Source organism: Streptomyces iranensis (genome assembly GCF_017874715.1).
Lineage (GTDB): Bacteria > Actinomycetota > Actinomycetes > Streptomycetales > Streptomycetaceae > Streptomyces > Streptomyces iranensis.
Map to the genome: position 1 here is coordinate 1 of NZ_JAGGLR010000045.1, position 15,073 is coordinate 15,073.

Genomic DNA, 15,073 nt, shown 5'->3' on the forward strand with positions numbered 1-15,073 from the left:
ATGAGGTCATGGACGGTGTATTCGGTACAGCGCGTAGGACTGGTGAGTTGCTCATTGCTCACACCTGCCAACACGTCGATCATCTGGCGGCAGACCGGCTTCAGGTCGATCACGGGTTCTTTCTCCTCGGTCGCGCGATGCGGTGGAGGACAACCCGAGCTTCGTGAACTTCCCCGGAGAGCAGGGGCACGTCCGCTACGACGAGGGCGTCATGGTGGGCTACCGCTGGTACGGGACCACCCGTCCGCCGGTGCGCTACCCGTTCGGCCACGGCCTGTCCTACACCACCTTCGCGGTGCGCGACCTGTCCGTGCGAGCCACCGGGGACGACTCGGCCCGCGCCTCCGTCACCGTCGCCCTCACCATCACCAACACCGGCGCCCGCGGCGGCTGGCATCGGACCACCGGCGCGACCAACATCGCCCGCGCCAACCGCCGCTCACACGACCTCATCACCACCGTGACCAGCAGTTACCCGACAACGCAATGACCCTGCGTACCCGTCGCGGAGAGTTATCGGATTCCGGCTCTCCCGGCAACGTGAATGCTTTGCTAGTTTTCGCTAATGGATCCATCCACAATGTCTCCGTCGGCCACGGAGCACGACTTCCCGATCCCGCGGGAGTGTCCGTTCGCGCCGCCGCCCCGCTACGCCGAGCTGCTCGAGCACGAGCCGATCAGCCAGGTCACCCTGCCCGGCGGACGCAAGGCATGGCTGGTCGCGAGACACGACCTGGTCCGGCAGCTCATGGTCGACCGCGGGCTCAGCTCCAACCTCGCCCACCCGAACTATCCGATGATCCTTCAGCTGCCCCCCGAAGTCCTGGTCAAGCAGCAGGAGTTCGGGCAGGCACTGATCAACGCGGACCCGCCCGAGCACACCGAGCGCCGCCAGATGGTGCAGGCCGAGTTCACCTCGCGCCGGATGCGGGAGTTACGCTCGCGCATCCAGGAGATCGTCGACGACCACCTCGACGCAATGCTGGCCGGGCCCCAACCGGCCGACCTGGTGGCCGACCTGGCCGTCCCGGTGGCCTCGATGGTCATCTCCGAGCTGCTCGGCGTGCCGGCCGCCGACCGCAAGTCCTTCCAGGACAACACCAGGCTGATGGCCCACCCCACCAGCACCCCCCAGGACAGCGTCCGGGCCAACCGTGAGCTGGGCGAATACTTCGCGTCACTGGTCGCGTCGAAGCAGGCGGCACCCGGCGAGGATCTGCTCAGCCGGCTGGTCACCCGCAACGAGGAGACCGGCGTCTTCACTCCGCAGCTTCTGGTCGGCATCACCCAGCAGCTACTCCTGGCCGGCTTCGAGACCACCGCGAGCATGATCGCGCTGGGCACCCTGGCCCTACTGGAGAACCCGGAGCAACAGGCCGCCTTCACCGGCGACCCGGAACTGGCCCCCAACGCGGTGGAAGAACTGCTGCGCTACCTGACGATCGTGTCGGCCGTCTACCGGGTGACCACAGCGGACATCAAGCTCGGCGAAACGACCATCCGCGCCGGCGAGGGCGTGATCGCACTGGTCGGCGCGGCCAACTGGGACCCGGCCGAGTTCGACTCCCCGGAAAAACTGGACACCGCCCGCCCCCGCCCCCACCACATGTCTTTCGGCTACGGCATCCACCAGTGCATAGGCCAAAACCTGGCCCGCATCGAACTCGAAGTCGTCTACCGCACCTTGTTCACCCGAGTTCCGACACTGCACTCAGCCGCCGCTCTCGACGAACTCCCCTTCAAAAAGACTTCACCCTTCTACGGACTCTGGGAGTTCCCGGTAAGTTGGTGAGCACGGGTTGCCAGCCTTCTTTCCCCGTCCGCCGTGACCGCGCGCTCCGCCTCGTTATTGGTGAACGGCACGGTGGACGGCCTGACCAGATCGGTGACAAATCTGAGGATCATGTCCTCGTACCGACGAAACCGGCGGATCAACGCTCGCGCGTCTGCCGCGAGCGTTGATCGCGTTGACGCTGGTTATCGTCCTGTCCCCGGACACGTCCCCCACGGTTGAGGTTGCGGATCCGAGCCAGATCCCCGGCGTTCAGCACGGTGACGCCCTGCTCCCGGGCCATGCGGGCGGCATGATGCGCCTCGAGCAAGGTGTTGGCCATCGCCAGCGCCCGGAGTTGACCGGTCGGGTCGGCCTCGGAGATCGATCGCAGGTCACGTAACAGCTGCGCGCCGCACCACGCGTGCACCGCGCCGGTCAGATGCTCGTGGCCGACCGTCGCGCACCAGCACCCCGGTGAACTCCGGCAGTACTCCACCGGCGTCGATATCGTCCATGGACCTGCCACCGACGTGCATCAAGGTCAGGCACTCGGTGCAGGCGACGTGCGCAACATCCCGTCGAGACATCCATGCCGGTCAACGCTTCCAGCAGTGCCCGCGCTCGTCCGACCGGCAGGAGATGACCACAGGTCAACAACGCGGCACGAGCCACGGTTTCCGGGCCGATCCGCACCGGTGCCGTTCCGACTCGACGATCCGTTCGGCTTGGGCAGCGACCACGCGCCTCAACTCGGCCAACTCGGCCAGGACATCCTCAAGGGGCACGTCCTCGGGCAATCCTGGAACCCACAGCTCAAGATCATCTCAAAGTCGAGTGCCGCACCACCCATCGACCGGCGGTGATGTCTCTCACCCAACGGTAGACAGTCAGAACAATGATCGATAGTTTTCCGTGGTATGGAGAGTTTATTCTTCGCCACCTCGCCGACGCTGCGCCGGGAAGCCCTTGCCGCGCTGGCCGCGGCCGGTCCGCTGCACCAGGTACGGCTCCCGTTCGCGCCGATGCCGGCTTGGGTCGTCACCGGCTACGCCGAGACACGCGCCGCCCTGGCCGACTCCCGGCTGGTCAAGAACTCGCCGAACGGCGGGATTCCCGGACCGCCGATGGACCCCGACCTCGAAGACGGACTCGCGCAGGACATGCTGAGCATGGACCCGCCCCGGCACACCCGGCTGCGCAAACTGGTCAACATGGCGTTCACCCGGCGCCGGGTCGACCTGCTCGAGCCCGCCATCCGGGCCCTGACCGCTTCCTTGCTCGACGACGTCGAGAAGCAGCTCGCGGCGACCGGCGAGGCCGACATGATCAGCCTGTTCGCCCGGCCGCTGCCGTTCACGGTGATCTGCGACCTGCTCGGCATCCCGGAAGAGGCCCGCGCCCGGATGGCGAAGTACAGCACGACGGACAGCCCGGGCAAGGACAACGCCGCCCAGGCCCGCGACGTTCTCGCCTGCATCCGCGAACTGGTCGCCGACAAGCGCGCCGAGCCCGCCGACGACCTGCTCAGCGCCCTGATCCAGGCCCGTGACGACGGCGAGCAGCTGACCGAGGGCGAGCTGACCTCGATGGTCCAGCTGCTCTTCGTCGCCGGCCACGAGACCACCGTCAGCCTGCTCGCCAACGGCATCTTCGCCCAGCTGACCAACCCGGACCAGTTCGTCACCGTCCGCGACGACCCGTCCCGCTGGGGCGAGGCCGTCGAGGAGGTACTCCGCTTCGACGGTCCCGTCGTCACCGCGCTGCCCCGGTTCGCCGCCGAGCCGATGGAGATCGCGGGCCGGCAGATCGCCGCGGGCGACATCGTCCTGATCTCCGTGCTCGCGGCGAACCACGACGGCGCCCGCTTCGACGATCCGGCGACTCTGCAGCTGACCCGGGAGACCGCCGGGCATCTCTCGTTCGGGCACGGCATCCACCACTGCATCGGTGCGCCACTGGCCCGGCTCCAGGGCCGGATCGCGATGGGCGCGTTCGCCGAGCGCTTCCCGGACGTACGGCTGGCCGTGGAGCCGGATGCCCTGCGCCTGGAGCCCTCCCTGATCTTCAACAAGCTCGAGGCGCTGCCGGTACGCCGGGACTGATGCGCGAGCCGGTCAGGACGAGGACGAGTGGATGACGTCCTCGAGGGCGTGGGCCAGCTCGCGCCACAGGGGCAGCGGGATCTCGGCAGGGTTGTCGGTCAGCACGTGGATGCGGACGTGGTCGGCGCCCGCCGCAAGCTGGTCGCGTACCCGCTGGACGATGGTGTCCTGGCTGCCGGGCGACCGATCGGTCCTGGCCGAACACGACGGCCTGGAGGGCGGCGAGTACCCGTCGCGGCGGCTCGGCCGGGCCGGGTGACGTGGATCGGGGCGGCGTCCATCGCGTCCAGGTAGGCGCGCATCGCCCCGAGCGGCTTGCCCTCCAGCTTGGGCAGCAGGAGCTCTCGTGAGACGGCCCTCGCCGGGCGCGGGCCGCAGGCAGTCGTAGACGGACTCGCGGGCCGGTCATCGAGCGCTGCTCGGCCGGCGAACAGCACATCGCCATCCACATGATCGGGGACTTCTCGAAGACGGCGCGGCGCCCGGTGGGGTGGACCCGGGTGGCGATCGCCCAGGTGAGCTTCAGCCGGGTCGCTCGGGTCGGTGTCGTCGTCGAAGACGAAGATCGTGGGGTAGATGAAGCCGGGCTTGCTCAAGAACGCCTTCTCGCCGGTCAACCGGGCCAGCTCCTCCGGCGTGACGCCGGGTCGGCCCGTACGCCAGTCCGCCGGTACGGTCACCATCAGCCACCGGATTCCTCGACGCCGTCGGTCGGCGGCAGCCCCGGAGACCACCGACACGGCCGGTTCCGGGCCCTGCGCCAGGGCGTACGGCATCGGCTGACCGAGCTCCGACCACAGCTTGCGGACGTGTCCAATGTGCTGGCCCGGGGCCAGGATGTGCTGGGCGGTGCATTCGGGGGGCAGGCCGGGCGACAGGGCCAGGCGGGCGTAGGGTGCGCCCTCGACCGTCGACACCCCGGCCGGGGCGCCGAGGATCCGGAACCCGGGTGCACTCGTGATGGTGGTGAACAGGGGCGCGCGGGAACGCAGTTCGTAGCTGCGCGGGGTGACGGCGGCGGCCTCCATGTCGCCGTCGATCTCTCGGTCGACGACCGTCAGACCACCCATCTTCTCCAGGGCCGCGATGAATCCGCGCAGGTCGGTGTGGCGCACACTACGGGTGGGTGTCTATCGGGATAGCAGGTGGCTGCCGCCGGGGTCCGGCGGCAGCCACCTACTGCGGGTCGGAGACTTCGCGGCTACTTGGCCCCGCGGAGACTGTAGGGCCTTGTCACCGTCTGGGTGATCTTGTTGCCGTCGGCGTCAGCGGCGGCGACCTTCAGCGACGGCGCGGTGGCGTTGTGCCCCCGGGGGTTCGGCCAGGCGGCGACGTACTGACCGGCGTGGCCGGTCACCGGGACCTGCTTCCAGGTCTTGCCGTCGTCGTAGGACAGTGCCAGCGTCACCTTCCTGATCGGACTCTTCGAACCGGCGCCGCCGTAGCTCTGGTGCCCGACGGAGAGCTTCAGTGTCTGCACCCGGGCGCCGCTGGTGTTGGTGGCGTCGGTCGCGAGGTCGTAGTGCAGGCTGAGCACCGGCAGGACCTGGCACGGGGTGGTCAGCGCCTTGTCGGTGCACCGGTAGGTGCCCGGCAGCTTGCTGGCCGGGTCGATCGCCGGCGTGTGGTGGAAGGTCAGGTCGGTGTGGGTACGCGTCGACTGGCTGAACTTGGGCAGGGCCGTGTTGTCGACGTCCATCACGAGCCGGTAGTCGCCCGGCTGCTGCGGGACGTCGGTCAGGGTGACTCCCTTGACGTTCTTCTTGTCGGCGACGACGGTGTCGCCGCGGTAGAGGACGTAGTGCGAGGTGGCCGCCGTCTTCGGGGTGCCAAAGTCGCCGTGGTGGTCCGGCTCGCTGTCAGCGTAGATCGGAAGCTCGGCCTGCAGCACGGAACCGGTGGCGCACATGGTGCAGACCGTCGGCGCGGTGCTCTGCGGGAGGTTCGGTGCCAGCGGGCCGTGCCCCCAGGTCGCGGTGTACTTGCGGCCGGGTTCGACGGCGAGGGTGTCGGCGTACGTCGCGACGGTGTTGCCCGGGGTGAGGACCATCTGCTGCCACTCACCGCCGTTCCCCGTGCTCAGGTAGTCGGTCAGGGTGCCGGGCATGCGGGCGTCCGGGGAGCCGTTGAAGGCCAGCGGGAACGGGTAGGTCGGGTCGACCGACACGCTCATCAGGGCGCCCAGGCCCTGGTTGGCCGGGTCGGCGGAGAACTTGTGCCGCACGGTGGCCAGGTCCTTCGCCCGTACGCTGAAGGTCTGGTTCTCGGGGATCCCGGCGTCCGAGTCGTGGGCCAGGTCGTAGCGGTACCCGGCGTCGGGGTTCGTGGAGACGCCATCCCACTGCGCGACGTAGTGCATGGTGCCGACCTTCGGCGCCGGCTGCGGGTTCACGTAGGTCGGGTTGGAGGTGTCGGCGATGCCCCAGTTGGCGACCTTGCCCTTGGCGTCGGTCCGGGCGAAACCGGCGCTGACACCGTCCTGGACGGACGCTCGCGGCGTCTTGGCGTCCAGCAGGGTGGTGGCCTTGCGCTCGTCGATGGTGAGCTCGGTGGACGGCTTGTCGTCGGAGACCACGAAGTCGTTGATGGTCACCATCCGCGACGCCGTGTACTTGCCCTGGGCGTCCATGTCGAAGAACACCACGGAGGCGGCGTAGTTGCCCGCCGGTACCTTGTACTGCACGGTTCCGTCGTCGTTGGTGATCTCCTGGAACGACAGGTGGCGGCTCACCGAGTCGGTGTTCATGAGCCAGACGTAGGCGCCGACGGGCGGGGCGCCCTCCATGTCGTTCGTCTTCACGGTCAGCGGGTGCAGGTCGTCGTCGGCGGCGGCAGCCCGGGGCGCCGCGGCCGGGTGTCCCTGGCCGGACAGGGCCGACACATTGAACTGCGAGGGGTCCGTACCGCGGGCGGTGCGGGGAACGATGTACTGGTCACCGGCGGCGTCACGGTAATTGATGTACGCGCCGCCGCGACCGGTCGGCAGCACCGCGAAGCCTCCGCCGGCGGGGGCGACCCGGTCTCCGGTGGCCAGGGTCATCACCCCGCCGCCCGGCTTCTCGGGGCTCGGTGCGGAGGCGGAATGGCCGGCAGCCGGGTTTACCGCGATGACAGTGCCGGCGATGGTGACACCGGCGAGGAGCATCCTGGCTAGTAGTCGCAACATCAGTGTTCTAACTCCAATTCGTCGAGAAATCTTGTCTAGTTCCTGGATCCGGGTTCAGCGTTCACGACGACCGCCATGTTGCCGGGCGGGTTCGCGTTCTCGTACATCAGCTGATGGGTCGTGCCCACGTCGGACAGGTCCCCGCAGGGCACCAGGCACGGATCCAGCAGGCCGGCGTTGACCAGGGCGCTGACCTCGCGGGCCTCCCGCAGGTCGGCGCAGTGCGAGCCCTGCAGGCGCTTCTGCCGCATCCACAGGTGGCGCAGGTCCAGGTCGCCGTTGTAGCCGGTGGTCCCGCCGCAGAGCGCCACCATGCCGCCGGGGTCGCACACGTACATCGACGTCGGGATGGTGTCCTGGCCCGAGTGCTCCAGTACGATCCTCGGTCCCCGGCGTTCGCCCACGATCTCCCAGAACTTGCGGCCGAACCCGCGCACACCCTGCATCCACCGGGCCGATGCCTCGGCGTCGGTCACGTCCGGCAGACGGCCCCAGTGGTCGAACTCCCTGCGGTTGATGACCCCGGCGGCGCCGAGCTTCCGGCAGTACTCGGCCCGCTCCGCGCTGGAGACCACGGCCACGGGCACGCCGCCGCGGATCCGGACGATCTGGATGGCCATCGACCCCAGACCCCCGGAGCCACCCCAGATGAGTACGGGATCGCCGGGACGCACCACGTGCGGCTCCCAGCCACACAACTGCCGGTAGGCGGTGGCGCCGGTGAGCACGTAACAGGCGGCCTGCTCCCACGTGAGGTCGGGCGGCTTCGGATGGCACTGGTAGTCCTCGAGCACACAGAACTGGGCGAAGGAGCCGTAGTTGGTCTCGTACCCGAAGACCTCCTGGCTGGCCGACGACATCGGGTCGATGCCGAGCCGGACGTCCCAGGCGTGCTCGTCCCACACGACGCCGGAGATGACGATCTCGTCGCCGACCTTGACTCCCCGCACGTCCTCGCCGAGCGCCCAGACGATGCCCGAACCCTCGGTGCCGCCGATGTGGAAGCCGGTCGTGTCGCCCCGCTTGCCTCGCATCGCCACCACGTCCAGCGGCGATCCCAGGGCCGACCAGACGTTGTTGTAGTTGATGCCGGCCGCCATCACCATCACCAGCACCTGGCCCCGGCCCACGCGCGGTGTGTCGACCCGCTCGACCTGGAATGCCTTCTCCGGCGGACCGTAGCGGGAGGGACGGATGACCGAGGCGTACATCTGCTCGGGGACGACACCCATCGGCGGGCGCTCGCCCAGTTCGTACACGGTCCGTGTCATATGCGCTCTCCTGTCATCAGAACGTATCCGGGGAATCCGCCCCGGGCGGGCGGCTGGTCCTCGTCGCGGAACAGCCAGTTGACGAGGCTCTCGCCGAGGCCCCGGGCGGCGGCCTCGCGCTGCGGCCGGATCGCGTCCCGCAGCTGCGTCTGGATGGCCGGCGGGTACGTCGCCCGGTCCGAGACGTCGCGGATCTCCACCGGTTCCAGCCCGGCCTGCTCGAACAGCTTCGGGTAGTCGTCGAGGCCGACGGCGGTGACCAGCGTGCTGCCCTCGGTGGGCCAGTCGTGGCCGGGGCGCCGGAACATGTCGGCCACCGCCACCCGGGCCCCCGGCTTGAGCACGCGAGCCACCTCGGCGAGCACGCGTTCCTTGTCCGGCATGTGGATCAGGGATTCGACGAACCAGGCCCCGTCGAAGGCCGCGTCCTCGTACGGCAGCTCGAGGGCGTCGGCGTACTCGAATCGCACCCGGTCGGCCAGGCCCGCCGCGTACGCCCGAGCGGTCGCCTGCTCCACCTGGGCGTGGCTGACCGTGATGCCCAGAACCTCGACGGCCGCCGAGCGGGCCAGGCTGATCGCGGGCCCGCCCACACCGCACCCCACGTCCAGGATCCGCTGGCCCGCCCGGGGTGCGAGGCGCTCGATCAGTTGCGCGGTGAGCTGCTCGGTGGCCGTCGCCAGGTCGGCGTCGTCGGCTTCGTCGGTCCAGTAGCCGAGGTGCAGGTTGGCCGGGGTCTCGGCGACGGCCGCCTTGTCGTAAACCTCCCCGACCTGCCCGGCGTTGCTCGGTGGTGCTGATGACATCGGTTACCTCCTGTGGCATGGGAAAGGACGGTCACAAGGTCTCTTCGAGGAACTGGTGCACGGCGTCGGCGATCAGCTGCCGGTGGATCGACATCATCGTGAAGTGATTGCCGGGGATCGTGACGAACCGGTCGCAGATCCCGTCGGCCGCCTCGAGCATCTCCGGCGTCTTCGCCTCGCCGGAGATGAACTCCGCCGCCCGCAACTGCAAGGTGGGCACGGCCAGCCGCTTCGGACCCCAGCCGCCGCGGAACATGCCCTGGTAGACGTCCATCGCGACCAGTTGGTAGCCCAGCGGGCCGATCAGGTCCTCCTCGGCCGCCAGCGTGTGCCGCTGCGCCTGGGCGCGGGCGAATCCCGGCAACTGCTGCTCGCCCAGCGTCTCGTGCGGCCAGATGGTGTCGAACAGCACCACCGCGGCCGGCGGGCGGCCGATGCCGGCCAGGTAGGCGGCGGTGCCGTGGGCGATCCACCCGCCGGAGGAGTAGCCGACGAGCACCATCGGGTCGAGCCCGCCCTCGGCCAGGACGGCCTCGCCGTGCACCTGGAAGAGCGCCTCGAGGTCGGCGGGAACCCGCTCGTCGCGGACGAAACCGAGCGGCCGCAACGAGAAGACGTCCCGGGGCTCCGGCAGCACGCTCGCGAACAGCGAGTACGCCGTACTGATCACCGGGGCGGTCGGCGGGATCATGCACATCAGCGCGGGCCGCCGGTCCCCCTGCGCGAGCTGCCGGATCTTCGGCGCCCCGGCCGACTCGGCGCTGTCGTACCGGGGCATCATCCGGGCCGCGCCGGTCAGCATGGGCCCCGCCGCTTTCGGATCGCCCGCGTCGACCGCGGCCAGGTAGAGCGTGACGATGGTGTCCTCGCTGTCCTCGCTCCGCGTGGCCGGCTCCGGCTGGGCCGCTTCGGGCTCGTGCAGGTTGATGCGGCCGGCGAGGAAGCGGGCCAGTTCCTCGACCGTGGGATAGTCGAAGACGGTCGTCAGCGGCAGCCGCAGCCCGGTGAACGCGGTGATCCGGTTGCGCAGCTCGACGGCGGTGAGCGAGTCGAAGCCGACCTCGCGGAAGGTCGCGTCGACCGGAATGGCCGAAGCCGAGGCGTGGCCCAGGACGGTCGCGACCTCCACTCGGAGCAGTTCGGTCAGCGCCGCCTCCCGCTCCGGCTCGGTCATCCGGGCCAGGCTCCGCAACTGCTGCTCGGGTGACTCCACCTGGGAGCGGCTGCGGGCCGTACGGGTGACAAGACCGGCGAGCAGGGCGGGCACGTCCTCACCGGTTCGGCGCACCGCCGCGAGGTCCAGCCGGGCCGGAACCGTGTGCGCGTGCCCGACCGACAGCGCCGCGTCGAACAGCGCCAGGCCCCGCTCGCCGGTCAGCGGCACCAGACCGGTCCGGGCCATCCGGCCGAGGTCGGCGCGGGCGAGCCGGTCGGTGACGCCGTTCTCCCGCGCCCACAGGCCCCAGCCGAGCGACGACCCCGGTAGGCCCCGGGCCCGCCGATGCTGCGCGAACGCGTCCAGGAAGGCGTTGGCCGCCGCGTAGTTGCCCTGTCCGGCGGCACCGAACACCGACGCCGCCGAGGAGAACAGCACGAAGGCCGCCAGGTCCTCGCCCTCGGTCAGCTCCGCGAGCAGCAGTACCGCGTCCACCTTGGGGCGCAGCACCGCGGCCAGCCGTTCGCCGGTCATCGTGTCGACCAGGCCGTCCTCCAGCGTCCCGGCGGTGTGGATCACCGCGGTCAGCGGGTGCTCGGCGGGGATGCCGGCCAGCGCGCCGGCCATCGCGTCCCGGTCGGTGGCGTCGCCGGCCACCACCGCGACCTCGGCCCCCAGGCCGGTCAGCTCGGCGATCAGGGCGTCGGCGCCGGGCGCGTGCGGCCCGCGCCGGCTGGTCAGCAACAGCCTTTTCACGCCGTACGAGGTGACGAGATGCCGGGCGACCAACGCGCCGAGCGCGCCCGTGCCCCCGGTGACCAGGACCGTGCCCCGTGGATCGAGCTCGGGACGGTCCCGATCCCCCTCCGGGGTCACCCGGGCCAGCCGGGGTACGAGCACCGTGCCGCCGCGGACGGCCGCCTGGGGTTCGCCGCTGACCACGGTCGTCCCGCCGTCCTCCACGTCGACCAGGGCGAACCGGCCCGGGTTCTCCGACTGGGCCGACCGGACGAGGCCCCACACCGCCGCACCGGCCAGATCGGTGACGTCCTCGTCGTCGGCGGTGGCCACGGCTCCGTGGGTCACGAACACCAGCCGGCCGGGCTTCATCTCCGCCAGCCAGGACTGCATCAGGTCGAGGACCTCGGCGGTGGCCGCGTGGACCGCCTCCGCCGACGAGCCCCACGTACGGTCCACCACCACCGCGTCCGGGGCCTCGCCGGCGGCCACCGGCACCCAGTCGAGGCGGAACAGCGAATCGTGGTGGGCGGTTCCCGAGACGGGGCGCAGGGTCAGCCGGTCGATCGAGGCCACCGGCCGCCCGGTGTCGTCGGCCAGCTCCACCTGCACGGCTTCCGCATCGATCGGTGACATGCGGATCCGCGTCGCCGTGGCGCCCCGGGAGTGCACGGTCAGGCCGCCGAGGGTGTGCGGCATCCCGGCCCCGGCCCCCTGGGCGTGCAGGGCCGTCTCGAGCAGGGCCGGATGCAACGCGTAGGCGGCCGCGTCGGCCGGCGGGAGCCGTACCTCGGCGAAGACTTCGCCCTCGCGCCGCCAGGCCCCGGTCAGGCCCTGGAAGGCCGGGCCGTACTCGCGGCCGGCGTCGGCGTGGTCCTCGTACAGGGCGTCGAGGTCCACCGGCTCGGACCCGGGCGGCGGCCAGGCGGTCAGGTCGCCCGGCGGTTGCGCTCCGCGAAGGGTCAGGGTGCCGGTCGCGTGCCGGAGCCACTCGCTGCCCTCGGTGCGCCCGTACACCGAAAAGGCGCCGTCGGGGCCGGAAACCGAGACCTGCAGTTGCACGGCGCCGGTCTCGGGCACCAGCAGCGGGGCCTCGACGACGAGTTCCTCGATCCGGTCGCGGCCGACCTCGTCACCGGCGCGCAGCGCCAGCTCGGCGAAGGTCGTCGGCGGCACCAGGACGCTCCCGTGCACGCGGTGACCGGCCAGCCACGGCTGGGCCGGCAGGGAGAGGCTGCCGGTCAGCAGGACGCTGTCGCCGCCGGCCAGGGGCACCGCGGCGCCCAGCAGCGGGTGGTTGGCCGGGCCCAGTCCCGCCGAGGCCACGTCGCCGGCGGACGGCACCACGTCCAGCCAGTACCGCTCGCGCTGGAACGCGTAGGTGGGCAGCTCGGCGCGGCGCGCACCGGGGAACGTCTTGTCCCAGTCCGGGGCGGCGCCGTACGACCACGCCTCGCCGAAGGCCGCCACGAACCCCCGGAAGCTGCCCTCGTCGCGGCGCAACGTGGGGAGCACGACGGCGGTGCTGCCGGCGTCCTCGAGAGTCCCCTGGACGGCGACCGTGAGCACCGGATGCGGACTGCACTCAATCAGCAGGTCGTACCCGTCGGCCAGCAGCTTGCGGGTGGCCTGCTCGAAGACCACGGGCCGGCGCATGTCCTCGTACCAGTAGGCGGCGTCGAGGGTCGAAGTGTCGATGAGCTCGCCGGTGACGGTGGAGTAGAACGGGATGTCGACCGGCTGGGGCGCGACCGGGGCGAGCAGCTCCAGCAGCTCGTCGCGCAGTGCCTCGACCGCCGGGGAGTGGGAGGCGATGGAGCCGCCCAGGCGCCGGATCCTCGTCCCGGCCGCCTCGAGGACGCCCTGGAACTCGTCCATCGCCGTCCGGTCGCCGGAGACCACCACCGAGCCGGGGGCGTTGACGGCCGAGATCACGATGCGGTCGCCCCACTTGGTGAGCCGTTCGCGCACCTGCTCGGCGCTCAGAGCGACCCACATCATGCCGCCCTCGCCCTCGATGTTCGGCATCAACCGGCTGCGCAGCGCGATCACCCGGGCCGCGTCCTTCAGCGACAGCGCGCCGGCCACCGCCGCGGCGGCTATCTCGCCCTGTGAGTGCCCCATCACCGCGGCCGGCTCGATGCCGTGGGCCCGCCACAGGGCCGCCAGGGAGACCGTCGTCGCCCAGAGCACCGGCTGGACCACCTCGACCCGGTCGAAGTCCCGCCCGGCGCGCAGGACGTCGATCAACGACCAGTCGACGAACTCCGACAGCGCCGCCGCGCAGTCCTCGATGGACCGCGCGAAAACCGGGGACTGGTCCAGCAATTCCACGGCCATGCCGGGCCACTGGGAGCCGTGGCCGGAGAAGAGGAACACCGGTTTGCGGGGTGTGCCGCTCGCCACGCGTACGGGATGACTGCCCTCGGCCACCGCGGTCAGGCCGTCCAGCAGTTCTCGCCGGTCCTCCCCGGCGACTACGGCGCGCCGGCCGAAGGCCGCGCGGCCCTTCGCCAGGGTCAGGCCCACATCGGCGGGGTCGAGTCGGGGGTCGCTTTCCACGAAGGCTGTCAGCCTCCGGGCCTGGTCCCGTACGCCCTCCTCGGTCTTCGCCGACAATGCCCAGGGCACGGTCGCCCGTGGGGACACTGTCGGCGTTTCCCGGTCCTCGGGCGCGGCCTCCAGCACGACGTGCGCATTGGTGCCGCTGACGCCGAACGACGAGACACCGGCCCGCCGGGCCCGGTCGACCGCGGGCCACGAAACCTGCGAGGTCACCAGGGACACCGCGCCGGAGGACCAGTCGACCTGCGGCGTCGGCTCATCCACGTGCAGGGTCTGCGGCACCATCCCGTGGCGCATGGCGAGCACCATCTTGATGACCCCGGCAACCCCGGCGGCCGCCTGCGTGTGCCCGATATTCGACTTGATCGACCCCAGCAGCAGCGGCTGCTCCCGGTCCTGCCCGTACGTCGCCAGCACCGCCTGCGCCTCGATCGGGTCGCCCAGCCGGGTCCCCGTCCCGTGCGCCTCCACCACATCGACGTCGGCCGCCGACAGACGGGCGTTGGCGAGCGCCTGACGGATCGCCCGCTGCTGCGAAGGACTGTTCGGAGCGGTCAGGCCGTTCGACGCCCCGTCCTGGTTCACCGCCGAACCCCGGACGACGGCGAGGACCCGGTGGCCGTTGCGCTGAGCGTCCGAGAGCTTCTCCAGCAGCAGCCAGCCGGCCCCCTCGCCGTATCCGGTGCCGTCCGCCGCGGCCGCGAACGACTTGCAGCGGCCGTCGGCGGCGAGCGCACGCTGGCGGCTGGCCTCGACGATGGACCACGGCGTGGCCATGACCGTCACCCCGCCGGCCAGTGCCAGCGTGCATTCGTCCTGCCGCAGGGACTGGGCGGCCAGGTGCAATGCGACCAGCGAGGACGAGCACGCCGTGTCCACCGTGACCGCCGGTCCCTCCAGCCCCAGGGTGTACGAGACGCGGCCGGAGGCGACGCTGGACGCGCTGCCGCTGGCGAGGTAGTCCTCGACGCCCTCCGGCACCGTCTGCAGCCGGGTGACGTAGTCGTGCAGCATGATCCCGGCGAACACGCCCGTCCGGCTGCCGCGCAGCGAGGTGGGATCGATGCCGCCCTGCTCGACCGCTTCCCAGGCGGTCTCCAGCAGCAGGCGCTGCTGCGGGTCCATCGCCGCCGCCTCACGTGGGCTGATGCCGAAGAACGCGGCGTCGAAGCCGGCGGCGTCGCTCAGGAAGCCGCCCTCGACGACGTAGCTCTTGCCGGGGTGGCCGGGGTCGGGGTGGTACAGGTTCCCGTTGTCCCAGCCCCGGTCGTCCGGGAAGCCCGAGATGACGTCGCGGCCGGCGCCGAGCAGCTCCCAGAGGTCCTCCGGGCTGCTCACGCCGCCCGGGAACCGGCAGCTCATGCCGACGATGGCGACCGGTTCGGGCGCGGCGTCCTCCAACTGCTGCAGCCGCCGCTGCATCTTGCGGGAATCGGCGAGTACCCGCTTGAGGTAGTCGCGAAATTTGTCGTCGTCGGCCATTGCCCATCAGCTC

At 70.8% G+C, this 15,073-nt stretch carries 9 protein-coding genes; 3 read left to right on the top strand and 6 right to left on the bottom strand.

The window, feature by feature from the left end; translation table 11 throughout:
• Positions 1-163: 163 nt before the first annotated feature.
• Positions 164-490 (top strand): hypothetical protein, encoded by a 327-nt coding sequence (locus J2Z30_RS47890; RefSeq protein ID WP_209469158.1) that lies wholly within the window; start codon positions 164-166, stop codon positions 488-490.
• Between the two features lie 75 nt (positions 491-565).
• Positions 566-1,792 (top strand): cytochrome P450, encoded by a 1,227-nt coding sequence (locus J2Z30_RS47895; RefSeq protein ID WP_044566398.1) that lies wholly within the window; start codon positions 566-568, stop codon positions 1,790-1,792.
• Positions 1,793-1,931: 139 nt separating this feature from the next.
• On the opposite strand, the gene J2Z30_RS47900 is transcribed toward J2Z30_RS47895, so the two are convergent.
• Positions 1,932-2,270, bottom strand: a complete 339-nt coding sequence (locus tag J2Z30_RS47900) for a hypothetical protein (protein ID WP_044566399.1) — start codon at positions 2,268-2,270, stop codon at positions 1,932-1,934.
• Between the two features lie 421 nt (positions 2,271-2,691).
• Between J2Z30_RS47900 and J2Z30_RS47905 the strand changes: the two genes are divergently transcribed.
• Positions 2,692-3,876 carry a cytochrome P450 family protein gene (locus J2Z30_RS47905; protein WP_044566401.1) on the top strand — a complete coding sequence of 395 codons (1,185 nt, stop codon included), beginning with the start codon at positions 2,692-2,694 and terminating at the stop codon, positions 3,874-3,876.
• A gap of 98 nt (positions 3,877-3,974) precedes the next feature.
• Here the strand turns inward: J2Z30_RS47905 and J2Z30_RS47910 are convergent, their stop codons facing one another.
• From J2Z30_RS47910 to J2Z30_RS47930, 5 genes are all read right to left on the bottom strand, one after another.
• Positions 3,975-4,991 carry a UbiD family decarboxylase gene (locus tag J2Z30_RS47910; RefSeq protein ID WP_044566403.1) on the bottom strand — a complete coding sequence of 339 codons (1,017 nt, stop codon included), beginning with the start codon at positions 4,989-4,991 and terminating at the stop codon, positions 3,975-3,977.
• Positions 4,992-5,077: 86 nt separating this feature from the next.
• Complete coding sequence (locus J2Z30_RS47915) at positions 5,078-7,042, bottom strand: hypothetical protein (RefSeq protein WP_209469159.1); 1,965 nt, start codon at positions 7,040-7,042, stop codon at positions 5,078-5,080.
• 35 nt (positions 7,043-7,077) lie between these two features.
• Positions 7,078-8,313, bottom strand: a complete 1,236-nt coding sequence (gene ccrA / locus J2Z30_RS47920) for a crotonyl-CoA carboxylase/reductase (protein WP_044566407.1) — start codon at positions 8,311-8,313, stop codon at positions 7,078-7,080.
• Positions 8,310-9,119, bottom strand: a complete 810-nt coding sequence (locus tag J2Z30_RS47925; protein ID WP_052701067.1) for an SAM-dependent methyltransferase — start codon at positions 9,117-9,119, stop codon at positions 8,310-8,312. Before J2Z30_RS47925 ends, ccrA begins: the two co-directional genes overlap by 4 nt.
• 31 nt (positions 9,120-9,150) lie before the next feature.
• A complete protein-coding gene (locus J2Z30_RS47930; RefSeq protein ID WP_044566409.1) occupies positions 9,151-15,060 on the bottom strand; it encodes a type I polyketide synthase in 5,910 nt (1,969 codons plus the stop codon).
• Positions 15,061-15,073 lie beyond the last annotated feature (13 nt).